This window comes from Virgibacillus doumboii, assembly GCF_902806455.1.
GTDB lineage: Bacteria > Bacillota > Bacilli > Bacillales > Amphibacillaceae > Lentibacillus > Lentibacillus doumboii.
This window is the reverse complement of sequence record NZ_CADCWQ010000001.1, coordinates 236114-259313: the sequence shown is the minus strand read 5'-3', so window position 1 is coordinate 259313 and position 23200 is coordinate 236114. Positions and strand designations below refer to the sequence as shown.

Sequence of the window (23200 nt, the reverse complement as noted above, 5' to 3'; positions counted from 1 at the left end):
CATATCTCTCCTTTATTTTTTGACCTATTGCTGTAAGGCCTTTCTGCCAACTATCACAGCAACCAACAGGGAAATTACACTTGCTGCAAAAAAACCCATTGCATAGGATGGAATAGTGGACTCATGTACGGCATCGTTTATTTCAAAGATCAGAAAGTGTACGCCAATTCCTGTCCCGTCAACATCCGTCCCAAGCGACCATAAATCCAATCCTTTATTCAGCATCAAAATACCTGCAATAACTAAAAGTATTGCAACAACCCAACGACTTGTTTTATTCATCATGATCCCTCCGAATATTATCCCTTAGAATTACTAACTTATCACCATATAACTCCAGCCTTTGAAGGATGGCAGGTTTATGCTTTTCAAACGTTTTATTCCACTTGAACATCTTAAAAAATATTTTAAAAGTTAGTTGATAGTTAGCTTTTTCGAGGCCAAGCTTCTGCAGGATAAATCTTTTGATGATTCTATATGTCCTGACAGAAACTGCTGTGTCAATAAAATAAATCACATCAGCGTTTTCAAAACTTTTATTCACCCATTCCTCGTTGTGGACACCTTCTACAATCCAGGCGTCTTGTAAGATTATATGCTGTAAATATGCATTTCTTTCGTCAGGAGTTCTTCGTATGTCCCCATTCTCATTTCTTATCCAAACGACATTATCCAACTCATAAAATGGAATGTTTTGCTCACCGGACAGTCTTTTGGCCATAGTTGTTTTGCCGCTCCCGACTGACCCGATGATATGTATTTTACGTGGCACAGCTTCATTCATTGTGCTAATTCCATCCTCTGCACGTTGACAAAGTCATTCCCTTCAAAGGATAGTTTATAAATATCCGGCATCTTAAGTTCTTTCCAGAAATTATAGTTAAACCGCTTGTCAAAATAATTCATAATTAGCACCATGATGTTTCCGTGGATACCGATGGCGACGTTTTTTCCCTCATACTCTTTTAGAATACGGTTGATCGCCTCAACTCCCCGCTGTTGGGCAACATTGTTTGACTCTCCGCCAGTCCAGGCAAAGGCAGGATCACGCCATACTTTTTCAATCGCTTCCTGGAAATTGTCAACGGGCTGACCGGCTAATTTCCGCTCTTTGAAGTTTTCTTCCATTATTATTTTTTTATTTATGTATTCCGCAATACCCTCGACTGTTTGCATCGCCCGTTTATATGGACTGGACATCACGAGGTCAATAGACTCATTCCGTAAAGATTTTGTAACTTTTTTTGCATCAGTGAGCCCTTTTTCAGAAAGGGGCCTCCCCAATTCATCTGGGGTATACGTTGAATGTGCGTGTCGTACGAAATATATATTTGTCATCATATTAATCTTCCTTCTTGTTGAGATAAAATCCAAGCCATATAAGCAAAAGAACTTCCACAACCCAGATGACCCACAGAATTGGCTGAGCGGAGCCACCTGTCGTAATGGATACATATTGGTTCCACATAATAATTGCGATTAGTTGCGTACACAGAATCATAGAATAGAATGATAGCAATTTGATCATTTTTTATCCCCCAAGTAATCTACATGCTTCTTTATATCATTTCTTTATAAACACTGAAATTCCTGCAAATTTGTCGATAAAATAAGTCTGTCCCCTATGTGACGGTTGTGATAAGCTGAAACTACCAATAGCAGATTCGAAGGGGGATTTGTATGGATAACGGGTCTAACTGTCCATTTTGTAATCCAGATATAGATCCGGAACAAAACATTATTCTGGAAAATGAAACCTGTTACTTTTTACAACGTAGAGAAGAACAAGATGTATTGGAAGGCTGCGGGGTAATTGTTCCAAAAAAGTACCGTGCAAATGTATTTGAATTAACGAAGGAAGAATGGAACGATACATATGAACTTTTGCAAAGTGCTAAGAAATACCTTGATGACAGCTTCTTCCCGGATGGTTATACACTTGGCTGGAACGTTGATGAGGTATCAGGTAAGTTTATCTTCCACAGTCATTTTCATGTTATTCCAAGGTACCAGAATGAACCATTGGCTGGGAAAGGATTACGTTATTGGATTAAACAACCTGAAAATAGAAGGACTATTTAACTGTCAATCCAAAGTGGAGGGGGATAAATAGTATTATGAAAGATAAGATATACCTTGGTATCATTGTACTCCTGGTTTTTGCTGTCGTTATAAGTTTCACAGTTGAAGATGCTGAAACCGCAGAGCTTAAAGACAAGCTTACAGAAGTAGAAAGGCTGAAGAAAGCGAGTGCTGATTTAGAAAAGGAGATTTATAATAAAGAAGGCACTATACAGAACCTGAGGGTTGAGCTTGCAAAGAATGCAGCTGAAGCATTGAAGCGAAAGCAATATACCGTCAACTACGAAAATTTAAAAACAAATTATCCCCGGAAAATTAAGGGATTTGATGAATATATGACGAACGAGGGGCTGCAACACATGCGGCAATCAGGACCTTTGCAGGACATTGATCTATTGTTATCTGAATCAAAAAGTAATTTATCTGTTCATGATATTACGTTTGAAATGGTGCAAATAGAAAGCAAAAGCGAGATTAGTCTTGATTATAACATTGAAATTGTGATTGACCCTGTCAGTGACAAAGGCAAAAAAAGAACGGTAACGAATTCGGGAAATATGTGGGTCATTAAAACAGAGGATGGCTGGAAAGTTAATAAGGATATTGACCGCATGAATGGAATTTTTAAGGTAATGGAGGATATTCTTTCTCAAAAAGCCGGGAATAAATAGAATCTGGGAAATGCTAGATTCTTTTTACATACCATATATGCAGACCTAAAATTAATGTGGGGGTGATTTAGTTTCATGAAGGATAAGATATATCTTGGTATCATCGTACTTCTGATTTTTGCTGTCGCAATAAGTTACACAGTTGATGATGCCAAAACCGCTGAGCTTAAAGACAAAGTTGCAGAGATGGAGAATCTGGAGAAAACGAATGCTGACCTGGAAAAGAAAATTGATAACTTGGACGTAAAATTACAGGACTTAAGGACAGAACTTGCTGTGAATGCTGCTGAAGCTTTTAAGCGAAAACAATACACTGTCAATTATGATGGGGAACTGAAAGCTCATTTCAATGCTAAAGAAGCGAGAAAAGAAATGAAAGAGAAATATGGTGAATATGCAACAGTGAACCAAATGACAGACCTTATGTTTATGGGGATTTCCACATCTATTGAGCAATTATCACATGAAACAAAAAGCAGCTTATCCATGAAAAATATCACCTTCGAAGTCGGCAATGTGGAGACTGAAGACGAGGTTAGTCTTAACTATGAAATCGTTATTGCATTTGAACCAATTGGCGAGAAAGGCAAACAAGGAACAATAATTAATTTTGGACAGATGCGTGTCTTGAAAACGGAAGATGGTTGGAAGGTTAATAAAGACCTGGAACAAATGAAAGGTATTATAGAAGTGAAGAAACTGTTGAGTCAACAGTAGAATAATTCCCTGTAACTTTTTCTCATGTACCAAACAAGTAAGGAAAAAAGTGAGGTGGAATATATACATGAAAGATAAGATTTATCTTAGTGTCATCGTACTTCTGGTTCTTGCTGTCGTTATAAGTTTCACTGTCGAGGATGCTGAAACAGCCGAGCTTAAAGACAAGGTTGCAGATATGGAGAAGCTGGAGAAAACGAATGCTGATTTAAAAAAGGAAACTAATAATATAGAAAGCAATATACAGGACTTAAGGACGGATCTTGCAATGAATGCAGCTGCCGTATACAAGCGAAAACAATACACTGTTGATTACGTTAAAGATTATAAAGCAACATATTCTCAGCAAATTGACGGATTGGATGAATATGTAACAAATAAAGGACGGGAAAACTTGCTTCGATCTACAATTATGATCAATATTTACCAATTATCGTTTGAAACAAAAAGTAATTTATCTGTTAAGGATATTACCTTTGAAGTTGGAGAATCAGAAAGCAAAAATGAGATCAGTCTTGATTATGACATCGAAATCGTGATTGACCCTGTCAGCAACGATGGTAAAAAAAGAACAGCAACAAATTTTGGACAGCTTCGGGTAGTTAAGACAGAAGACGGCTGGAAAGTTGAAAAAGACATTGACCGCATGAATGGAACTGGTGTTTTGATGGAGGAATTTAAGTCTGAATAAACCTGGAATAGTGCTTAATTCGTTTTGTGAGTTCTATTTTCTTCTTACATACCAAATATGTAAACCCGATTGGTGCCCATTAATTCACCCTCTCTTGAATGAGCTAGTATACAGTTGTAATGAAATTGTTGGATGAAAGAGAGAACCGGCTGCAGTATTTGTGTCAGTCAAAAATATACAACCGCAATTACTCTCTCTTTCTATAAATATGTTATATAACTACTGCAAATCTACTTTTCTTGATTTTTCACCGCATAAACCATACTCAAAATATCGTTAAATTGATAAGATTCCACGTGATAACCATTTGCCGACAACCATTCTATCAACTTGGATTGATCAGCATAAAATTCATCCTCAATTGCATAGATTGCTTCCGAATTCCCTTGTACTCGAAATTTTTTAATCACTTCGTTACGGTGCTTTTCATTCAGGAACATCAAGTCCACAATACATATTTGCCCGTCATCGTTAAGCACACGGGTCATCTCTTCCAGGGCAAGCAGCTTCTGATCATCCGGGATATGGTGCAATGCATAACTTGAAACAATACCGTCAACCTGTTTATCCAGTAATGGAAGTGCAAGAAAATGTCCTTTCCGCGTTTCAATCTGCGGGAATTTTTCGTTACACACTTTAAGCATTTCCTCGGATTGGTCTACGCCGATTACCTGCACTCCCTTTTCGAGGAATTTTGAACCAAGATTTCCGGTTCCAACTCCGATATCGACACACACATCGTCCCGCTTCAGCTCAATTGTCTCTGCTATTTTGGATAATGCTTTTTCATAATCCCGATGAACATTGAATCGATATCCGGCCATTTTAATGTTTTGATCATAACCTGCCGCCTGTTTATCAAAATTCCATTTGTCCTCCCAATTTTTCCGCAGTGTTTTCATGTTCTTGAGATGTTGGGAAAGTGTGAATATATCGTCCACCTCGTAATTATCATCAGCAGTCTTCTCCATCATTTTATCGATTGTGTCAATCATATCTTTCATCTCAATCCACTTTTCAAATAATGCGGAGCGCTGCACATTCAGATAATCCTTCATGCTCATATCCGGATCTTCCAAGGTGCTTTTAATATTTTCGACAGTCATACCCACTTCCCGTAATGCCAGGATCGTGCTTAGACGAAGAAGATCCTTTTCGGAAAAAATTCTGTAGTCATTTCCAGCTTCTTTTTCAGGAGAAATCAAGCCTTTCTGTTCATAAAAACGGATGGAACGCGGTGTGGTGTTTAATTGTTTTGCTACTTCTTTGATTTGCATGTTTTTTAGCCCCTTTCTTAGTTTACTATAAAGGTTAACGTAAGGTTAAGGTAAAGGGGAATTTTTTAAAAACTTCAATGCAGATATTTGTTATACTGGACACAGCTATATGAAAAGAGGTTTTGCAGATGAATCAGCGACTTCAGGAACTGATCGATTATACACAGGAACAATTCGGACTTAGTGATTATGATTTGAGAAGACATCACTTTTTCCGTGAATTAAATAATTTTGATGAGACGGCCTATGTTTTGAGTATGGAATGGTTTCCGAAAAATGCGGAAGGCTCTGATGAGGATCTTAACCCGCCCGGAACTGCCGTGATTGATATGAATTTTCATACGAAGGCAGTGCAGCGGACTATTTTTGTTGGGGATGATTCTTTTGCGAACCGGAGTTTGTATCCGTCTACAGACAAAGAAAGCACGATTGAATGGATTGAAGAGTTGACCGGGCTGACATTCGGGCGGCAATTTTTGATTGATGCCGAGGAGGATAATCGATTACGGTTTCGTGCAGCGGTGGACAATATACCTGTCTGGCCGGGCGGAACCATTGAGGTTAAATTTAACGATGATGGTGCACTGACTTTATTTTCAATCGATGGTAATTTTCCGAACGAAGAGCAAATTCAGTGGGAACCTTTTGGCCTGACACCGGACAAGTTTGAACCGTTGGCAAAAGAACAATGCAGACTAATTAAAGTTCCCGATGAAGAGCGGGAAAAATGGCTGTTGATTTATGGGTTTGAGGAAATATTTATTACGAATGATGGAGGGGGGACATTCCCGTTTGGTGATGAGTTGCCATCTTATGTGAATTATAACAAAATAATGGAGTGGGAAGAGCCGGTTCAGGGGGCGTTTGAGCGGCAGGACTTTGACTTTTCGCCGGAAGTGACGCTTGATGATGTCCTGGCAAACAAGGCCCATCCCGACACCATTCCGCTGACAGAATCTGAGCTGAGTTCGTGTTTAAGTCAGGTCCTGTATTTTATGCGGATGGAGTATCCGGATGATAGTGGAAAGCGCAAATTAAGTGGCTTTTATTTGAAGGATGGCTATATTATTGCGGAGATCAGGCGGGTTGAGGAGTTGAACCCCGGCATGGATCTGAAAATCAAGCTGATAATTGACCGGGAAAGCTGTACTGTGGTTAATTATTTTGACCAGGATGTGCTGTTGGGAGCTTATGAGCATATTGAGGAAGCGGGAGAACCGGTTGTGTCGCAGGAAGAAGCATTTGAAAAGCTGCGCGGGTATCTTGAGATTGAACCGGTTTATGTGTTTGACCGGGAGAAGGAAAGCTATATTATGTGCGGAAAACTTGATTGTGGGTATGGGGTGAATGCTGTTACCGGAGAGGTACTGCTGTTGAGTAATTTGTAATGGAAAAAGGTGTGCTAACCAAATCGGGCACACCTTTTTCTAATTGGACACAGATCAAATTGTGAACTTGAGCGGGGATTTTGTGAACTTGGGCGAAAACATTGTGAACTTGAGCCGATTCCACTCGTATTTAAGCCGATTCTGTGACAACTTGAGCCAAATGAGCTAATTCTACAAATCATCAAACCCGTTCAAATCACTCGTCTTCGTATATTGCCGTGACTTTTGCTCAAAAAAATCAGTCTTCGTTCCATCGATATTATCAACATAGGCACGAATCCACTTCATCGGGTTATCCGTATATTCCGGATAAATTTCGCTCAGCCCCATCATCCGCAGCATTTTATTCGCACGGTATTTGACGTAACCGGCAACCTCGTCCAATTCGATGCCTTCCACATTAGCCAATACATAGTTTGACCATTCGATTTCAAGTTCGACTGATGTACGGAAATGCTTATATACCCAGTCGGCAAATTCGGCCGTATTCAAATCCGGGTTTTCATCCAGTGTTGCCCGGAACAATTCCGAGATAAATCGACCATGTTCCAGCTCATCCCGGTTGATATAGCTGATCATTGTCGACGTGCCGACCATTTTATTTTGCCTGGCAAGGTTGTAGAAAAACGCAAACCCGGAATAGAAAAACATCCCTTCCAACAGTGCTGTGTACACCATTGTTTTTAATATATTTTCCACTGACGGATGCTCAACAAATGCATTGTACTGCTGCATTAACTGCTCATTTCGTTTTAAAAGAACGGCATCTTCCCGGCCAAGCTGAAACGACTGATTCTGCTCATCAAGCGAAACAACGGATGACAGCACGTACGAATAGCTTTCATTATGAACCGCTTCCTGCTGGGCAATTACCGCCATGATCGATTGAACGGACGGGTCGGTTGCGTACAATGACAGGAGTAATGCTGTTCGTGTTTGCGGTGCATCCAATGTTGACAGGAGCCCGATTATTTTTAAATAGGCATCCTGCTCTGATTCCGTTAGTGATGCGAACTGACGGACGTCACCGGACATGTTGATTTCATCAGCCTGCCAATAGTTCCCGACCAGCCGCTTGTACATTTTATACCAATGCGGATAGGCAATATCATTCCAATTTAAAATTCCGCTCGATTTTCCGCCGAAAAGGGCTGTCGCTTTATTTGGATACATAGGTTCCAATGTTTTTGCTTTCTCAAGCAAGGGTTTTGACATCGTGCAGCACTCCTTCCAGCCAATTTTTTACCAATTCTTCCTGAGAGCCGCGTGGTGACTGCTCGATTTTCAGACCCGGCCATTTGCTTTTGTAAAACACGGCCATTTTTTCCACCGCCCGGCAAAAGAGATCATCACCGCCGAATTGTGTGTCACCTGTACCGAACACAGCGACATTTTCGGGTTTATAGCCGACCTCTAAAACGAAGTCCTTCACCTCATCTGGGGTGCTCCCCATGTCCCAAGTGAATGTTCCGATAAATAAATAATCATATAAGGACGTATCGATTGGCGGGTCAATTCCAATGCAGTGCATGTCAACTGTCATACCATCCACCTCGAGATGCGCCGCAATCATTTCCGCTACTTCTTTAGTATTTCCACTGTACGATAAATACGCAATAACACTTCTCAACTTTCACACCACTCACATTCTTCGACATCATTGGACGTTGACCGGACATAATAGGTTGTTTTCAAGCCTTCCTTCCATGCCTGCAAATGCAAATCCAACAGTACGGATGCTTTAATCGTATTCGGCACATAAAAGTTGAACGAAATACTTTGATCAATATGTTTTTGCCGGGCTGCATTTTGTCTGACTGACCAGCGCTGATCCACGATATATGCCGATCTGCGGTAAATATCATACGTATTGTGATCCAAATCCGGTGCAGTCACAGCAATTTTAAAATCCTTCTTTTCTTCAAAATAAAACGGTTTAAAAACAGGGTCGATACTGGCGGTTGACCCGGCGATCATTGAAGTTGATGAATTCGGGGCAACAGCCATTAAGTAGCCATTGCGAATACCATGCACGGCAACCGCCTGCTTCAACTCGATCCATTTCTCATCCGTATAACCTTTCCCGGTAAAATAACTGCCTGATTGCCATTTGCTTCCTTCAAAGCATGGGTAACTTCCCTTCTCCTTACTTAACTCCATGCTGCACCGAATGGTGAAATAGGCGATTTTTTCGTACAGGGTATCGGCATACGTGACCGCCTCATCCGATTCCCAACGGATATTTTCTTTTGCCAAAACATGATGCCAGCCAAATGTTCCTAGACCGATTGCCCGGTATTTTTGATTGGTTATCTGCGTTTGCTTTATTGGCAGTGTGTTAATATCAATCACGTTATCTAGCATACGAACCTGGATTTTTATCAACCGCTCCAGTACCTGATTAGGCACAGCCTTTCCTAAATTAATCGAACTCAGATTACATACGACATAGTCACCGGCTTTATATTTTTTGACTATCGTATTCTCAGCTTCCATATATTCCTCCAGAAATTCCGTTGGTGATTGATTTTGAGTAATTTCCGTGCAGAGGTTGGAGCAATAGATGATGCCGTTATGCGAATTACTGTTTTGGCGGTTTACTTCATCACGATAGAACATGAACGGTGTACCGGATTCGAGCTGAGATTTCATGATCCGCTTCATGATATCGATTGCCGGAACGACGCGCTTTGTAAGCTGTTCGGACTGAACACATGCTTTGTAGTGTTCGCGCCATGATCCATCGCCGTTATTTTCATCATAAAAATCTTCGAGTGAGAATCCCATCACCTGCCGAACTTCATGCGGGTCAAATAGATACCAGTCCCCGCGCTTCTCGACCTGTTCCATAAAATAATCAGGCAAACAAACACCGGTGAAAATATCATGGGCGCGCAGACGGTCATCACCATTGTTCAACTTTAAATCCAGAAACGGCTCAATATCCTGATGCCACACATCCAGATAGATGGCAATTGCCCCTTTTCGGGTGCCCAGCTGATCAACGTTAACAGCTGTATTATTGAGTTGCTTTATCCACGGAACAACCCCGCTTGACATGCCCTTGAACCCCTTAATTGAACTTCCGCGGCTGCGGATTTTCCCCATGTAGACACCGATTCCGCCACCATTTTTGGAAAGTTTGGCAATGTCGGTGTTACTGTCATAAATGGATTGCAGGCTGTCATCGACCGTATCAATAAAGCAGCTGGACAGCTGACCGTGCGTCTTGCCGGCATTGGTGAGTGTCGGTGTTGCAACCGTCATATATAGATTGCTCAGCGCCCAGTATGCTTCCGTGACATATTGATTTCGATACTTCGGGTCCTCATCCTGCATCAGGTGCATCGCGATAATCATCCAGCGCTCCTGAGGCAGTTCGTATGTATTTTTGTTGTGGTCTGTCGCCAGATAGCGGGTTGCGAGAGAATACAGCCCAAGGTAGTTGAATAACAAATCCCGTTCCGGTTGGATGATTTTATCAAAATAATCGATATCTTCTTTCGTGTATTTGCTTAATAACCTGTGGGAATATATCCCCTTTTCTGTGAGCATGAATATCAATTCATAGAAATTCCCGTATCGGATGTTTGCATCGTAACCCCTGTTTACTGCAGCACTTTCATATAGTTGGTGCAAATAGATTCGGCTCGCGGCAAACGTCCAGTCCGGATTGGCCTCGTCGATATTTTCAAGAGCAAGTTTTATCAGGCTGTCTGTACCACCCGATTGGTGTGCTTTCTGCATAAGTAATTCTCTGTCCACATTCAGACCGTTAGTCGCCTGATCTACCAACTGCGTTATTTTATCCAGGGTTTTCGTAGTCACTGTAACTGCCTCCTTGTTTAAACTAAAAAACCGCCCACCCCAAAGGATGAACGGCTATAAAACGACAGAAAATATGTATCTGCTTCTCCATCGTTTCATCTTCTCTTACCCCGAGGAATTGAAACTGCAAGCTATGGCAGGTCTCCTGACTTGTGCTTTTAGCCTACTGAAATCCTTCCCGTATCGTCACCGTGAAGTTTGCGATACAGTGGGTATCTCGTTCGTCCACACTTACAGTTGCGGGGACAGTTCCAGATTTTCACTGGATTCCCTTTTAAGACAACGCGTGTCACCTTACCTTGCGAATACTATATATAGTTATTTTCTATTAAAATATTTACAATATATTGTATGTAATAGAGTAGCATAGAATATTTTTTTGTGCAATAGGAGAGTTAACATATTTTGGGTGGAGAATAATCGTTGTTTCAATTTAGGCTATTAAAATGTGAACATTTCAGCGAAAAAGTTGTGAACTTAAGCCGATTCTGTGACAACATAAGCCAAATCCTTTTGAACATCAGCCGCTTCTGTGACAGCTACAGCCAAAAGCATCAAAACGAACCATATGTCATTAACTCCGTTTCCGTGTATACACCCTATCCCGCTCAATCACGCTACACCCGTTCTCCTTAAATGTCTTTAACATCGGGATATTCGCCGTACTGGTTGACCCGATATAATAGGATGCTCCAAAGTCTTCCTTCAGCACCCGCAATGCCTGTTGGTGGAGCACTTTACTCTTCCGTTTACCGCGTTCTTCAGGCACAAGGCCAAAATAAAAAAGCCTGCCTTCATCTAAAGTACCGGGCTCAATGTGCGGCATGACAACACCAACAGGCTTCCCGCCATCATACGCTACCAGACATGTATCCTGATAGCCCGGTCCAAGTTCTTTCCTGACATTCTGCATCTGTTCATCCATATTTAAAACAGACGAGGCATTCGGTGAGTTAGCAGCGGACTTCTTCCAAACGCTGATGAATTCCTCAAGCGGCAATTCGTGCAGTGAACGTAAAGAAAATGTTAAATCATCCGCACCCGATAACATATCATCAAGCTGCTTCCGAACCATCACCACTTCATCATGCAGCTGAAAACTCTTTTCCTTAAGCATACGTTCTACCTTTTCGGAAAACCGATTGTTCACCAAAACATTCACACTCGGAACATCCTCAAAGGCAAGGTCATCGATAAAATGTGTCACAAACTCAACCATCTCGTCTTCTCCCAGACTTTTTGTATCCTCAATCGTGACAAATTTTTCGCCTTCAACAATTTTCACTTTCCGATAAATATCCAGTCTGTCGAATGCGGTTCGATCGGACTCCATTATGTAATCCCCCAATACTCTATCCCTTGCGCTTCCTTCTAATCCCAATTACCCGGCCGACTTCATCAGGCATCTCACCCAATGTATGATTGGCAGCAAGTTCCTTAACACCAGCAACAATATTCTCGGGAAATGGAGCCGGCCGTCCTGTCGTCTGGTCCATTCCCATCAGCATTTGCTCACTCGTTGCAGCCCGTTTCCCATCCTTTCCATACAGTTCGTAAAAAACATGTGCACGTTTTTCATCATAATCAATCATTTGCAGATGCACTTCAAATGGCTTTCCAAGCTTCATTTCTGCCAGATAACAGATATGATTTTCCATCGTAAAAACAGTGTAGTGGCTATTTTCCCGAAAGTCGTCTGTGATGCCAACCAGTTTCATGAACCGGTCAACACCCCAGCTGAAAATTTTAGCATACTTGGCATCATTCATGTGGCCGTTGTAGTCAATCCAGTCTTCACGTACTTTATCTTCAATGATTACTTTAGGTTTGTTCATATGTATTTCCCTTCTTTTTCCTTCAAGTTTAAGCTTTAAAATGAAAACTGGCAAGGCTCTCCGGTTGCATGTATAACCTTACCACTTCATGAAAAGCTATCGTTAGAAAGGGTGAACTCAAAATGAACAAAAATTTGATTGACTGGCCAACATTCATTGGTGCCTTAATATTACTGCTTGCTGTTTCCATACCACTTGCTGTATTCCCGAAAGCAGGAAAAGAAATCGTCTCGATGGCTAATGATTTCGTGACAGGTAATTTTGGTGTATTGTATTTAATTTTTGGTATGGCTGCCTTCGCTTTTCTGATATTTGTGGCATTCAGCAAAAATGGTCATATCAAGCTTGGTGATGAAGATGAAGAAAAAGAATTTGGAACCATCTCCTGGGCGGCAATGCTATTTGCAGCAGGAATCGGCTCCAGTATCCTGTATTGGGGAATGATTGAGTGGGCTTACTACTACCAGGGACCCCCATTCGGGATTGAACCCAAATCAGACGAAGCCATACAATATGCACCCGCATACGGCATCTTCCACTGGGGACCGATTGCCTGGGCAATTTATACATTGCCGGCATTGCCGATTGCCTACTTTTATTACGTCCGAAAAAAACCTGTTTTGAAAATAAGTGAGTCCGTTCGGCCGGTGCTTGGCAGATTAGTGGATACACCACTCGGCATTGTAATTGATGTTCTCTTTATGTTCGGGCTTATGGGTGGTGCCGGAACAACGCTCGCACTGGGAACACCGATGATCGCTGCAGGAATCAATGAAATAACCGGACTCCCGGTAAACATGACGTTAAAAGCTGTCGTTATGCTTATCTGTACCTCTATTTTTGCAATCAGTGCCTACTCCGGTTTACGCCGCGGGATTAAGGTGTTAAGTGATGTCAATTTATGGCTCGCTATTTTTGTTCTTTTATTCATCTTTGTATTTGGCCCAACCTTGTTTATCAGTGAAACGGCATTCACCAGTATTGGCCTTATTTTGGACAACTTTTTCAAAATGGCTACGTGGCTGGAGCCGTTTGCCAATATAAGTGGATTTAAAGAAACAGGTTTCCCTGAAGCCTGGACGGTGTTTTACTGGGCCTGGTGGCTTGTGTATGCGCCATTTGTCGGTTTATTTGTCGCACGTATTTCCCGTGGACGGACGATTCGGGAAATGATTTTCGGCACAATGATTTACGGCACATTAGGCTGTATTCTGTTTTTCGGTGTTATGGGAAATTACGGACTGCACCTGCAGTTAACCGGAAGCTTTGACGTTGTCGGTTTTATGAATGAAAATGGAGCACCGGCAGCGATTATCGCTATCCTTAACCAGCTTCCATTGGCGGGGCTTATGATCCCTGTCTTTACTGTACTGGCAATTATTTTCCTTGCGACTACTTTTGATTCGTCATCCTATATCCTTTCCGCAGTTGTCCAAAAGGAAGTAAAAGCTGAACCATTGCGTTGGAACCGTCTTTTTTGGGCCTTTACTCTATGTCTGATGCCGCTTATCCTGATGTTTATCGGCGATTTGCAGACATTGCAGACAGCCAGTATTGTCGCCGGATTTCCGGTTCTATTTATCATGTTGCTTCTTGCCTGGTCATTTTTGAAAGCTTCCAATGAAGATTTGAAGGCGTCAAAAGATTACGATCCGCCAACAATCCATATTGACCGGGAGGAAATTGTAAAGCGTAAGCGCGGCAAAAAAAGAAAACGTTCAGCACTTGAAGTGTTGGAGGACCAGCATTTTGATGATTTCGACAGATAAAAATCATGCAGAGCGCTTACTCTCTGCATGGTTTTTTATTGTGTGGTATATCCTCCATCCAACACTACTGCCTGCCCTGTCACTCCTTTTGCTTTGTCACTTGCGATAAACATTGTGTAATCAGCAATTTCCTGAACGTCCAGCAGCCTTTTTTGCGGAACAAGCGGATAAATAACTTCCTCCAATGCTTTTTCAAACGATACCCCGCGATTTCCAGCAAGGTCAGCCAGCTGATTTTGGACCAGTGGTGTATCTACATAGCCGGGGCAGATGGCATTAACCGTAATTCCATGTTCTGCTCCTTCAAGTGCTGCCACTTTCGTCAAGCCAATCACACCATGCTTGGCACTGTTATATGCAGCTTTTCCTGCGAATCCAATCAGACCATTGATGGAAGCCATGTTGATGATACGGCCCGATCCTTGTTTTTTCATAATCGGAAAAACATGTTTTGTTGCCATAAACGGCGCTACCTGCATAACTTTCACAAGCTGCTCAAATTTTTCGGTTGGAAATTCTTCAATTGGTGCGATGTGCTGCAGACCTGCATTATTGATTAAAACATCAATCCGTCCATAATTTTCGGCTGCAACATTAATCGCATGCTCCAACTCCGCCTCATCATTCACGTCACATTTAATACCCAGACAATCATAGCCCCTGCCGAGCAATTGCTGTGAAGCCTCTTTCACCCCATCTTCATTAAGGTCTGATACAACAACTTTTGCCCCATTTTCGGCAAAGGCACCCGCTAAAGCATATCCGATACCACTGGCTGCACCTGTAATAAAAACCACTTTATCTTCTACCATACAAATCCCCTTCCATCCTATCTGTTTCCATTTTAACTTAACGAAATATTTAAATAAATACTTACGGCAAAAGATAAGACGTTAGTACCGAAATAATCATTCGCATGAAATCGACCTGATTGGGACAAATTAAACTGTGGAAGGGAGGCATAAATATGGAGCAAACATGGTTATCGTTAATTCCATTTATCATTGTAATCGGGTTATCTATTTGGCTGAAAAAAATACTGCCGGGCCTCGTTCTCGGATTACTAGTTGGCGCTTTACTTGTTGAATTCAGTGTATTAGGCGGGTCTCAGAAAACAGTTAACTATATTGTAACGACTCTATCTGATGAAAATAACATTAAAATTATTGCCTTTCTTTATTTATTTGGTGGTCTTGTTGGTATGATGAATATCTCCGGAGGGATTAAAGGGTTCTCCCAATGGATCGGTGAAAAAATAGACTCCCAGCGCGGATTGCTTAGCTTGATTTGGCTTACACTGCCATTTACATTCATGATGCCGATGTTCCGGATTATGATGATTGGACCAGTCGTGAAATCACTCATGGATAAAATGAAAATGTCCAAACGCAAGGTCGGATTCACGATGGATGTCTCTACAAGCTCGGTTATTGTTCTGTTGCCTGTAGCCACCGCATTTGTCGGGTTTATGGTTTCACTGGTGGAAGCCGGGGTTCAGAAACATGACCTGGGAATGGACTCCTATCAGATTTTTTTACTTAGCATTCTGTTTAACTTTTACGCCATTGTCATGCTTGTGATTGGCTTGATTCGGACGTTCTGGTCATCATCTGAAAAAGAAATTACTAAAAAGCAGAAAAGCAAGAATGAAGATGACCCTGAATACCACCGCGTCGGGATAGAAAAGGAACTGTCCATGGTAAAAGCACAGCCTTGGAATTTAATTGTTCCATTATTTCTGCTGCTTGGTTTATCACTGTTCCTGTTATGGGAAGACGGGGTGTCAAAAGGTGCAGAAACTGTCTTTGATGCCTTTTCACAAGCGGACGCAACATTTGTCATGCTGCTGGCTATTTTCATTACACTTATTATTACGTTTGTCTATTACATGTTCCGCAAACAGGAGCTGGGTGAGACAATCTTCCACTTCTTTGATGGCGGAAACCAGCTGATGCAGGCAATCATCCTGCTCGTACTCGTCTGGGCATTGTCTCTTGTAGCCGAGGATCTTGGCTTCTCGAAGTTTATCAGTACTACACTCGGTTCATTCCTGCCATCGTTCACAATTCCGGCGATTATATTTCTGATTGGAGCCGTAGTCAGTTATTTTATCGGATCATCGTGGGGAACGTGGGGATTGTTCATGCCGCTCGGAATAGCACTCGCCGTATCATCCGGCGCATCGATACCATTAACAGTTGGAGCTGTGTTCGCCAGTGGATCGTTTGGCGCAATGACGTCTCCGCTCGGGGATACAACCATTACGACCGCATCGATTCTGGAAATGCCGTTGGTTGAATACGCACGCTATAAGTTAAAGATTTGTTCGATAGGAGCAGGGATTTCTGTTGCGATTTATCTTGCCGTAGGGTTCTTTTTTATTTAAAAAGTGCTGAGAAACGGAAATAGCATACTTGGTGGTATGCTATTTCTGTTTCATATGTATTGATAAATTGTACAAGTATCGCATCCAAAATTTGCGGTGGACATCTGTTCCTTTATATCTGAAAAAAATCGTATTTTGGATGAGTCCACGGACATTTGTTCCGCTATCCACTAAAAAACCTGTCAATAAGGCATGCTTTTGGCCAAATAAAGGAATAGAGGTCCACCAGAGTTGCAAAAGACGTGTGTTTGATGGAAATAAAGGATTAAATGTCCGCGGTCAACTTCATTGCAGGTGTTTTGGCGATGGTTTTTTAGGTTTTTCTTCATCAATCTCCGTAAATATATTCTGCTGATCTGGAAAAAGAGATGGATTAGCTGCCTGATTTTTACCTATTTGAGTAAGTAATTGTTGAACCTCTGCTGAAAACTCCTGGAATTCTTTTTTCGTTACAGGCTGGGCTTCTTTTTTTAGTGTGAAACCAACCTGTCCATTAGGCTCCAAAGTCGCCCATTCCACATCTTTTAAGCTTGTGACATTTTGAACTCTCAGATTCATCTCCAGCTGATCTACTGTAAGTCGCAGCCTCTTTAAATTTTTTTCATTCAACTGACCATTTTCGATAAGAACCTTGGATTTTCCAATTATGAATTTTTCAAACGGATTCCCTTTCACCTGGGCATATTCCATTAATATCAACGTAAAAACAAGAATGCCTCCTACAGCCAGTGTCTGCCAGATGTTTGAGCCTGATACAGGCTGAATAAGCAACGAGCCAATCCCAATCATAAGAACTGTTTGCGGGAGCGTCATTTGTGAAATGGATTTCCTGCCGGCAAGCCGTAAAAGGAATGTTCCACCAATAACTATAAGTACTGCCTTCCAAATCCAATCAAGTTCCATCCTTCCCAACTCCTTTCACCCGTTAGTTTGATATGAATGGCAATTTCTATACAAAATTACAAAGGACCCATGCCCAAAAGAGGCATCCCATCAGAAATGACAGATTTTTTACAAAAAGAGATTTAATTATGATATGATTAAGAATATTGTTTAGGTTGAAGGTCCTATATGGAAAGGGGGAGAATTGCCAATGTTGCGTGTTAAGGTCTTCATCATCGCATTATTCGCGGCTTCTTTTTTTGCTGCTTTACTATCCGGACCTATGTTGATTGACACTTCTGTATATTTGAAGGCATTTGGACTGTATTGGTTATTCTCCATCCTCTATATCCACCTGCGAGTAGTAACAACAAATGGAAAAATAAACATGGATTACGGCATCTCATACAGCTTGTCAATTGCCCTGTTCGCCGGCCCGCTTGGACTGCTCATCTACGAAACGATTACTTCTTTTACAGTTTATTTTTATCGCAAATTCACAAAAACGGCTGATGATGAAGAGTTTCTGCATACATTTTATAATATCGCGTCATTTGTGCTTAACAACACGATTGCATTTTACCTGTTTACACAATTTTATCCTGCCTTTCAAAACATACCGTTCGGCTTTTGGATCTTAATTATCTGTCTCGTGCTGTTTACTGCCTTCTTATCTGATATTTACCTTATCATCATCTCGATCTGCTATGGGGAAATCAGGTCATGGCGGGATGCAATTGATTTTATAAAGAGCAGGAGTGTTGCTGATTTAGGAAAAATGGCCTTCTCAAACGGGTTACTGCTTATTTTTTTACAGGAAGAAAGATGGGAAATGGTCATTGCCCTGTTTATCTTAAACTATCTGGTCAGTCGTTCGCTCGTGGATAAATCACTGAGTATCCGCAACAAAATAGAACGTGATAAATTCGAACAAATGGCATACAGCGACTTCCTGACGGGCGTGTATAACCGGGCATATTTGGACAAAAAAATGAAGGAGTATAACGCGTCAGGAGAGTATATCGGAATTATTGTAGCGGATATTGATAAATTCAAGCAGTATAACGATAACTATAACCATGCCATTGGTGACAAAGTAATCCGGCATTTTGCAAAAGTTCTGCAGTACAGGCTTACTGAGGGGGATCATTTATTCCGAACCGGCGGCGAAGAGTTTACAATTTTCCTCAGAAATAAAACATATGAGGAATGCTGGGAACTGGTGGAACTGATGCGGAGTGATGTGAGTACCAGTCAGGTCCATGCGGAATTTAAGTCGAAAAACATTTCAATTTCCTATACCGCATCATTCGGATTGTATTATTATAAAACGACGGAATACCTTTCCATCGAAAAAGGGTACGTTAATGCCGACCATCTATTACTGAAATCAAAAGAACTCGGCAAAAACCGTGTGTCGGTAAAGAATAGCATAAACGATTTGCCAATGTCTGTGAGATATTCGGATTCATGAAGGCTGCTATGTTAGCAGTCTTTTATTATTGTGACATGCAAACTATGATATGATTGCTTTGTTTAGTACGAGGAGTTGACAGCTATGGGAAGAAAAAGAGGAATTATTTTCGTATTAATTGGGGCAGGCAGCTTTGGATTTACACCCATTTTTGCCAAACTGGGCTTCAGCTATGGTTACACACTTGGTCAGATTAATATTATTCAAATGCTGATTTCCTTCGTGTTTTTGTGGGGTATCGCTTTAGCTAAAGGAGCAAGCTTCAGAGGGTTAAACCGAAAGAATATCAAACAAATTCTGATTACCGGTTCGTTTGTCGGGCTGACAAGTATTTTTTACTATGGCTCAATGCAGTATCTTCCGGCGTCATTAGCAATTATATTATTATTCCAATTCGTCTGGATCGGCATCCTGCTTGAATGGATATTCAGCAAAATCAAGCCGACCTTTATGACCTTTTTGGCAATCGTGCTGATTCTTACAGGCGTGTTTTTAGCCTCCAATATCCTTCATGGAAGCCTTGATCGGTTGCCTGCAATGGGTTTTGTATTTGGCATCCTTTCTGCATTTACATATGCCGGATTTATTTATTCGAGCGGCAAAGTTGCAGTGGATGTTGATCCATGGGTTCGCAGTTCAATAATGGTAACTGGATCCGCCGTACTGGTGTCGTTGATTTTTATCAGAGACATCCCATCTATCCCCGTAACTGATGGACACTTATGGTTAGTATGTGCGGGTGTTGCACTATTTGGTGCTGTGTTGCCTCCATTATTTTTCGCGCTTGGAGCACATTTAGTTTCCGGAGGTCTGGCAAACATATTAAGCTCTATTGAATTGCCGGTCGCAATAACGTCTGCCGGCATCATCCTTCATGAGACAATAACTGCCGTTCAATGGGTTGGGACGATTCTAATCATTGGCGCAATTATCCTAAATGAACTGGGAAATATTAGATTCCATCGTAAGGAAAAGCATGCAAAAAGCTAGGGACAGGACCTCTTTTTTGCTTTACTGTATGAAAGAATGATATATTTTTCATAATATTGGCAGAGAGGAGCTGTGAATGCAGATGTCATTGGAAAGTGTGAAGAATCATTTTAAAAAGTGGGATCGTGATGCAGACGTAATGGAGTTTGACAGCTCAAGCGCCACGGTTCAGGAAGCAGCTGATACGATTGGTGTTCGTCCTGCACGTATCGCGAAAACGCTATCCTTCAGAGGCGAAGGGGACAACGGACTATTGGTCGTTACCGCTGGTGATGCCAAAATTGATAATAAAAAGTTCCGTAATTATTTCAGCTTCAAGGCACGAATGCTTTCACCTGACGAAGTGTTGGAACAGACAGGGCATGGCGTCGGCGGCGTCTGCCCATTTGGATTAACAAACGACCTGGATGTTTATCTGGACGTCTCGATGAAACGCTTTGAAACCGTATTTCCTGCCTGTGGAAGTACAAACTCAGCAATTGAATTATCATGTGATGAGTTAGCTGATTATTCATTTGCTAAAGGCTGGGTGGATGTTTGTAAAGGATGGGAAGAGGACCAGGCTGAGGAAACCGTGACGACAAACAGTGAAAAACAGTAGGTACATAAATCTGTGCTGCAATGATTAAGTGGACATTTATTCCGTTATTTGTGTCGAAAACGGTGATTTTACACTGTTCGCGGACATTTGTTCCGCTATCAGGCGAAAAACGGTCTTCCATTCGCTCATTTTTGGGATATAACGGAATATATGTCCGTGAATACCTTTAAAACGTGTGTTTTGCGGGAAATAGCGGAATATATGTCCGCTTCGTATGTTCTTTTTTCCAATTACCAAAAAACCAATCGCTGAATGACAGCAATTGGTTTTTTTCTTACACTGCGTTCTTTTTCTTAATTTGCTTGCTTCGGAGCTGTCCGCATGCAGCATCAATATCTGCACCGTTTTCCCAGCGGACACCACAGTTAATGCCGTTCTCTTTTAATGTTTCGTAAAATGCCTGGATTGTTTCGGAGTCACTGCGCTGATACTGGTTGTGTTCGTCAACGGAATTATACGGAATCAGGTTCACATAGCTTAAATGCCGTTTATCATCAAGCAATTTCACCAGTTCTTCCGCTTCTTCTTTATGATCATTGACATCCTTCAGCATAATATATTCATACGTAATACGGCGGTTTACTTTTTCCAGGTAGTAATCGACTGAAGCCATGAGCTTTTCAATCGGAAATGCCCGGTTTATTTTCATAATCTGGGTTCTTAGTTCGTTATTTGGCGCGTGTAAGGATATAGCCAAATTAACCTGTGTGCCGGCATCTGCCCATTCATAAATCTTATGAGCAAGGCCACTTGTAGACACGGTAATATGTCTTGCACCAATATTCAAGCCATGGTCATGGTTCACGACATTGATGAAGTCCATTAGATTGTTAAAGTTATCGAATGGCTCGCCAATACCCATAACAACGATATGACTTACGCGCTCATCTTCACCTTTTTCGTCAAGATGCTTCTGCACACTCATAATCTGCTCGACAATTTCGCCGCCATTCAGATCACGGCTCTTCGTCAACAGACCACTTGCACAGAACGAACAGCCAATATTACAGCCTACCTGTGTTGTCACACAAACAGACAATCCGTAATTGAAACGCATCAATACCGTCTCGATTACGTTGCCATCCGCAAGCCTGAACAAGTATTTAACCGTACCGTCAGAAGATTCCTGCTTGATTTCCTCCTTCAATGTGTGAAGAACAAAATTCTCCTCAAGCAGTTCAATTGTTTCTTTATTGACGTTCTTCATCTCAGCGAATTCAGTGACACGCTTTTTATAAAGCCAGTTCCAAACCTGATCTGTGCGGAAACGCTGTTGTCCGTGTTCCACCAGCCAATCGGTCAATTGTTCATATGTCATTCCATAAATGGATGTTTTACTCATTTTGATACCTCATTTCAAACGTTGCAATTCTTACATTGTACTATATTACTGGATGTACCGCAATGCGGCAAATTCTACTATCCACATCAGGCGCCGTGGCACTTCTTATATTTCTTACCGCTCCCGCATGGACATGGGTCATTGCGTCCAACTTTACTTTCTTTAATAATAGGTTGGTTCACCAAATCCCTACCCAATCGTGCTTGAAATTTGCGCTCACGTTCCTCTGATTCTCTTTTCCAAAGGTGCAATTCCGGATGCGTCTCCCCGATAACCTTGTAAAACCCATATGCCGATTCCTCTATTTCCACAATTTTTGCGCGATAACCCTGATCCATATGCCGTTCAATCTCTGGAATTCCTTCTATGGAAAACTGACTGCATAGTCCATCTGCAATGAGTTCCCACGCTTCGGAATCATCCGTTTCATGATAGAGTTGCTTTAATGCGCTGACTGCTGATTCTGTTTTTGTATCTTTCAAAACGCCAATCGGAAAAATAAAATCATCTGTTTTACAAAGCGGGTAAACTGCTTCAACTACTTTATCCGACTGATAGCTTATTAGTGATCTGCTTACTTCCTCCAGCAAAAAATCATCGTCCCATGTGAGCATTTCGACAAGCAGTGGAATCCATTTCGGTTCACGAAAAATACTCATCGCGTATACATTCAAGAGACCTTCATAATTAAGGATGCCATCATTCTCTTCAAGTATTTCCCGGATTCTGAGTACAATCTCCCATTCATTCATGAAGCCTTTTTCAATAAGCATTTCAATAGCTCGCTTGCAGAGTTTATACCAATGCCCGTTGTATTTTGAGTCTAAATTACGAATAGCATCAAAGTAGAGAGAGTAAGCTTCCTCCATATCATTGACTGTTACTAATTTCTGATAAAACTCCCAATCTACAGCAGAAATATATGGATTAAGTTCTTTTTTATGAGCCAACAGCAATTCCGGACTAATCTGATGAAGTAATCTTGTATAGATATGAAGCTTCTCTTTGCTGGTTAGTCTCAGGCATATAATTAATTCTTTCACGGCATTCTCATCAAAATGCATTTCGTCCATCGAAAGGACAATATTACGCATCGACTGTCTGGAGCCTCTGGACTTTCGCAATAATTCTGCTGTCCATTCAATGGGTATATACGGGTATTCCCTTAATGAATGCATCACAGAACGCTGCAGTATCGGATCATCAGAAAGTATATGTGGTTCAATTGTTTTTAAAAACGCGTTCATGAAAATCTGCCTCCATTCAT

The 23200-nt window shown here is 41.4% G+C and carries 24 protein-coding genes and 1 riboswitch; of the genes, 10 read left to right on the top strand and 14 right to left on the bottom strand.

Features of this window, described 5'->3' with window-relative positions:
- Positions 1-24 precede the first annotated feature (24 nt).
- From G6R02_RS01265 to G6R02_RS01250, 4 genes are read right to left on the bottom strand one after another with little or no spacing between them, the layout of a single operon-like run.
- A complete protein-coding gene (locus tag G6R02_RS01265; protein ID WP_164667459.1) occupies positions 25-282 on the bottom strand; it encodes a hypothetical protein in 258 nt (85 codons plus the stop codon).
- Entirely contained in the window at positions 275-784 is a 510-nt protein-coding gene (locus G6R02_RS01260; protein ID WP_164667458.1) for a P-loop NTPase family protein, read from the bottom strand. Before G6R02_RS01260 ends, G6R02_RS01265 begins: the two co-directional genes overlap by 8 nt.
- Positions 781-1341: a histidine phosphatase family protein gene (locus tag G6R02_RS01255; RefSeq protein WP_246202485.1), complete on the bottom strand. Its 561-nt coding sequence runs from the start codon at positions 1339-1341 to the stop codon at positions 781-783. Before G6R02_RS01255 ends, G6R02_RS01260 begins: the two co-directional genes overlap by 4 nt.
- Position 1342: 1 nt before the next feature.
- Complete coding sequence (locus G6R02_RS01250; RefSeq protein ID WP_164667457.1) at positions 1343-1528, bottom strand: hypothetical protein; 186 nt, start codon at positions 1526-1528, stop codon at positions 1343-1345.
- A gap of 152 nt (positions 1529-1680) precedes the next feature.
- Here G6R02_RS01250 and G6R02_RS01245 point away from each other — a divergent pair, with 152 nt between their 5' ends.
- The 4 genes from G6R02_RS01245 to G6R02_RS01230 all read left to right on the top strand — a co-directional run bounded on the left by G6R02_RS01245 (position 1681) and on the right by G6R02_RS01230 (position 4161).
- The gene (locus G6R02_RS01245; protein ID WP_164667456.1) at positions 1681-2082 is read left to right on the top strand and encodes an HIT family protein; all 402 of its coding nucleotides are present in this window, start codon (positions 1681-1683) and stop codon (positions 2080-2082) included.
- Between the two features lie 35 nt (positions 2083-2117).
- On the top strand, positions 2118-2753 hold the full coding sequence (locus G6R02_RS01240; protein ID WP_164667455.1) for a hypothetical protein: 636 nt from the start codon (positions 2118-2120) through the stop codon (positions 2751-2753).
- A gap of 75 nt (positions 2754-2828) precedes the next feature.
- A complete protein-coding gene (locus G6R02_RS01235; protein ID WP_164667454.1) occupies positions 2829-3470 on the top strand; it encodes a hypothetical protein in 642 nt (213 codons plus the stop codon).
- Between the two features lie 67 nt (positions 3471-3537).
- Positions 3538-4161 (top strand): hypothetical protein, encoded by a 624-nt coding sequence (locus tag G6R02_RS01230; protein ID WP_164667453.1) that lies wholly within the window; start codon positions 3538-3540, stop codon positions 4159-4161.
- Positions 4162-4391: 230 nt separating this feature from the next.
- On the opposite strand, the gene G6R02_RS01225 is transcribed toward G6R02_RS01230, so the two are convergent.
- Entirely contained in the window at positions 4392-5438 is a 1047-nt protein-coding gene (locus G6R02_RS01225; RefSeq protein ID WP_164667452.1) for a MerR family transcriptional regulator, read from the bottom strand.
- 128 nt (positions 5439-5566) lie between these two features.
- Between G6R02_RS01225 and G6R02_RS01220 the strand changes: the two genes are divergently transcribed.
- Entirely contained in the window at positions 5567-6826 is a 1260-nt protein-coding gene (locus G6R02_RS01220) for a hypothetical protein (RefSeq protein ID WP_164667451.1), read from the top strand.
- A 171-nt stretch (positions 6827-6997) separates the two neighbouring features.
- Here G6R02_RS01220 and G6R02_RS01215 read toward each other — a convergent pair whose 3' ends face one another.
- The 5 genes from G6R02_RS01215 to G6R02_RS01195 form a co-directional block, all read right to left on the bottom strand.
- Positions 6998-8041 carry a ribonucleotide-diphosphate reductase subunit beta gene (locus tag G6R02_RS01215; protein ID WP_164667450.1) on the bottom strand — a complete coding sequence of 348 codons (1044 nt, stop codon included), beginning with the start codon at positions 8039-8041 and terminating at the stop codon, positions 6998-7000.
- On the bottom strand, positions 8022-8456 hold the full coding sequence (locus G6R02_RS01210) for a flavodoxin (RefSeq protein ID WP_164667449.1): 435 nt from the start codon (positions 8454-8456) through the stop codon (positions 8022-8024). The genes G6R02_RS01215 and G6R02_RS01210 overlap by 20 nt, the downstream gene beginning before the upstream one ends.
- Positions 8453-10597, bottom strand: coding sequence for a ribonucleoside-diphosphate reductase subunit alpha (locus tag G6R02_RS01205; protein WP_425509057.1), 2145 nt, complete (start codon positions 10595-10597; stop codon positions 8453-8455). The genes G6R02_RS01210 and G6R02_RS01205 overlap by 4 nt, the downstream gene beginning before the upstream one ends.
- 175 nt (positions 10598-10772) lie before the next feature.
- A riboswitch (cobalamin riboswitch) is annotated at positions 10773-10966 on the bottom strand.
- A 262-nt stretch (positions 10967-11228) separates the two neighbouring features.
- Positions 11229-11987: a GNAT family N-acetyltransferase gene (locus tag G6R02_RS01200; RefSeq protein WP_164667448.1), complete on the bottom strand. Its 759-nt coding sequence runs from the start codon at positions 11985-11987 to the stop codon at positions 11229-11231.
- A 19-nt stretch (positions 11988-12006) separates the two neighbouring features.
- The gene (locus G6R02_RS01195) at positions 12007-12489 is read right to left on the bottom strand and encodes a thioesterase family protein (RefSeq protein WP_164667447.1); all 483 of its coding nucleotides are present in this window, start codon (positions 12487-12489) and stop codon (positions 12007-12009) included.
- A 122-nt stretch (positions 12490-12611) separates the two neighbouring features.
- Here G6R02_RS01195 and G6R02_RS01190 point away from each other — a divergent pair, with 122 nt between their 5' ends.
- Entirely contained in the window at positions 12612-14258 is a 1647-nt protein-coding gene (locus G6R02_RS01190) for a BCCT family transporter (RefSeq protein WP_164667446.1), read from the top strand.
- A 35-nt stretch (positions 14259-14293) separates the two neighbouring features.
- Here G6R02_RS01190 and G6R02_RS01185 read toward each other — a convergent pair whose 3' ends face one another.
- Positions 14294-15070: a 3-hydroxybutyrate dehydrogenase gene (locus G6R02_RS01185; protein WP_164667445.1), complete on the bottom strand. Its 777-nt coding sequence runs from the start codon at positions 15068-15070 to the stop codon at positions 14294-14296.
- 155 nt (positions 15071-15225) lie between these two features.
- Between G6R02_RS01185 and G6R02_RS01180 the strand changes: the two genes are divergently transcribed.
- Positions 15226-16644: a Na+/H+ antiporter NhaC family protein gene (locus tag G6R02_RS01180; RefSeq protein ID WP_164667444.1), complete on the top strand. Its 1419-nt coding sequence runs from the start codon at positions 15226-15228 to the stop codon at positions 16642-16644.
- A gap of 285 nt (positions 16645-16929) precedes the next feature.
- Here G6R02_RS01180 and G6R02_RS01175 read toward each other — a convergent pair whose 3' ends face one another.
- A complete protein-coding gene (locus G6R02_RS01175) occupies positions 16930-17547 on the bottom strand; it encodes a DUF421 domain-containing protein (RefSeq protein ID WP_164667443.1) in 618 nt (205 codons plus the stop codon).
- Between the two features lie 190 nt (positions 17548-17737).
- On the opposite strand from G6R02_RS01175, the gene G6R02_RS01170 reads away from it, so the two are divergent.
- The 3 genes from G6R02_RS01170 to G6R02_RS01160 all read left to right on the top strand — a co-directional run bounded on the left by G6R02_RS01170 (position 17738) and on the right by G6R02_RS01160 (position 20591).
- Positions 17738-19000 carry a GGDEF domain-containing protein gene (locus G6R02_RS01170; protein ID WP_164667442.1) on the top strand — a complete coding sequence of 421 codons (1263 nt, stop codon included), beginning with the start codon at positions 17738-17740 and terminating at the stop codon, positions 18998-19000.
- 84 nt (positions 19001-19084) lie between these two features.
- A complete protein-coding gene (locus G6R02_RS01165) occupies positions 19085-19990 on the top strand; it encodes an EamA family transporter (protein WP_164667440.1) in 906 nt (301 codons plus the stop codon).
- An 82-nt stretch (positions 19991-20072) separates the two neighbouring features.
- Positions 20073-20591, top strand: a complete 519-nt coding sequence (locus tag G6R02_RS01160) for a YbaK/EbsC family protein (protein WP_164670282.1) — start codon at positions 20073-20075, stop codon at positions 20589-20591.
- Between the two features lie 274 nt (positions 20592-20865).
- On the opposite strand, the gene rlmN is transcribed toward G6R02_RS01160, so the two are convergent.
- Both rlmN and G6R02_RS20200 read right to left on the bottom strand, forming a co-directional pair.
- Entirely contained in the window at positions 20866-21933 is a 1068-nt protein-coding gene (gene rlmN, locus G6R02_RS01155) for a dual-specificity RNA methyltransferase RlmN (RefSeq protein WP_164667438.1), read from the bottom strand.
- A gap of 86 nt (positions 21934-22019) precedes the next feature.
- Positions 22020-23180, bottom strand: a complete 1161-nt coding sequence (locus G6R02_RS20200; RefSeq protein WP_281347074.1) for a YecA/YgfB family protein — start codon at positions 23178-23180, stop codon at positions 22020-22022.
- Between the last annotated feature and the right edge of the window lie 20 nt (positions 23181-23200).

Coding starts and splice junctions, on each gene's coding strand:
- G6R02_RS01265 (WP_164667459.1), bottom strand. CDS start 282: ATGAATAAAACAAGTCGTTGGGTTGTTGCAATACTTTTAGTTATTGCA.
- G6R02_RS01260 (WP_164667458.1), bottom strand. CDS start 784: ATGAATGAAGCTGTGCCACGTAAAATACATATCATCGGGTCAGTCGGG.
- G6R02_RS01255 (WP_246202485.1), bottom strand. CDS start 1,341: ATGATGACAAATATATATTTCGTACGACACGCACATTCAACGTATACC.
- G6R02_RS01250 (WP_164667457.1), bottom strand. CDS start 1,528: ATGATCAAATTGCTATCATTCTATTCTATGATTCTGTGTACGCAACTA.
- G6R02_RS01245 (WP_164667456.1), top strand. CDS start 1,681: ATGGATAACGGGTCTAACTGTCCATTTTGTAATCCAGATATAGATCCG.
- G6R02_RS01240 (WP_164667455.1), top strand. CDS start 2,118: ATGAAAGATAAGATATACCTTGGTATCATTGTACTCCTGGTTTTTGCT.
- G6R02_RS01235 (WP_164667454.1), top strand. CDS start 2,829: ATGAAGGATAAGATATATCTTGGTATCATCGTACTTCTGATTTTTGCT.
- G6R02_RS01230 (WP_164667453.1), top strand. CDS start 3,538: ATGAAAGATAAGATTTATCTTAGTGTCATCGTACTTCTGGTTCTTGCT.
- G6R02_RS01225 (WP_164667452.1), bottom strand. CDS start 5,438: ATGCAAATCAAAGAAGTAGCAAAACAATTAAACACCACACCGCGTTCC.
- G6R02_RS01220 (WP_164667451.1), top strand. CDS start 5,567: ATGAATCAGCGACTTCAGGAACTGATCGATTATACACAGGAACAATTC.
- G6R02_RS01215 (WP_164667450.1), bottom strand. CDS start 8,041: ATGTCAAAACCCTTGCTTGAGAAAGCAAAAACATTGGAACCTATGTAT.
- G6R02_RS01200 (WP_164667448.1), bottom strand. CDS start 11,987: ATGGAGTCCGATCGAACCGCATTCGACAGACTGGATATTTATCGGAAA.
- G6R02_RS01195 (WP_164667447.1), bottom strand. CDS start 12,489: ATGAACAAACCTAAAGTAATCATTGAAGATAAAGTACGTGAAGACTGG.
- G6R02_RS01190 (WP_164667446.1), top strand. CDS start 12,612: ATGAACAAAAATTTGATTGACTGGCCAACATTCATTGGTGCCTTAATA.
- G6R02_RS01185 (WP_164667445.1), bottom strand. CDS start 15,070: ATGGTAGAAGATAAAGTGGTTTTTATTACAGGTGCAGCCAGTGGTATC.
- G6R02_RS01180 (WP_164667444.1), top strand. CDS start 15,226: ATGGAGCAAACATGGTTATCGTTAATTCCATTTATCATTGTAATCGGG.
- G6R02_RS01175 (WP_164667443.1), bottom strand. CDS start 17,547: ATGGAACTTGATTGGATTTGGAAGGCAGTACTTATAGTTATTGGTGGA.
- G6R02_RS01170 (WP_164667442.1), top strand. CDS start 17,738: ATGTTGCGTGTTAAGGTCTTCATCATCGCATTATTCGCGGCTTCTTTT.
- G6R02_RS01165 (WP_164667440.1), top strand. CDS start 19,085: ATGGGAAGAAAAAGAGGAATTATTTTCGTATTAATTGGGGCAGGCAGC.
- G6R02_RS01160 (WP_164670282.1), top strand. CDS start 20,073: ATGTCATTGGAAAGTGTGAAGAATCATTTTAAAAAGTGGGATCGTGAT.
- rlmN (WP_164667438.1), bottom strand. CDS start 21,933: ATGAGTAAAACATCCATTTATGGAATGACATATGAACAATTGACCGAT.
- G6R02_RS20200 (WP_281347074.1), bottom strand. CDS start 23,180: ATGAACGCGTTTTTAAAAACAATTGAACCACATATACTTTCTGATGAT.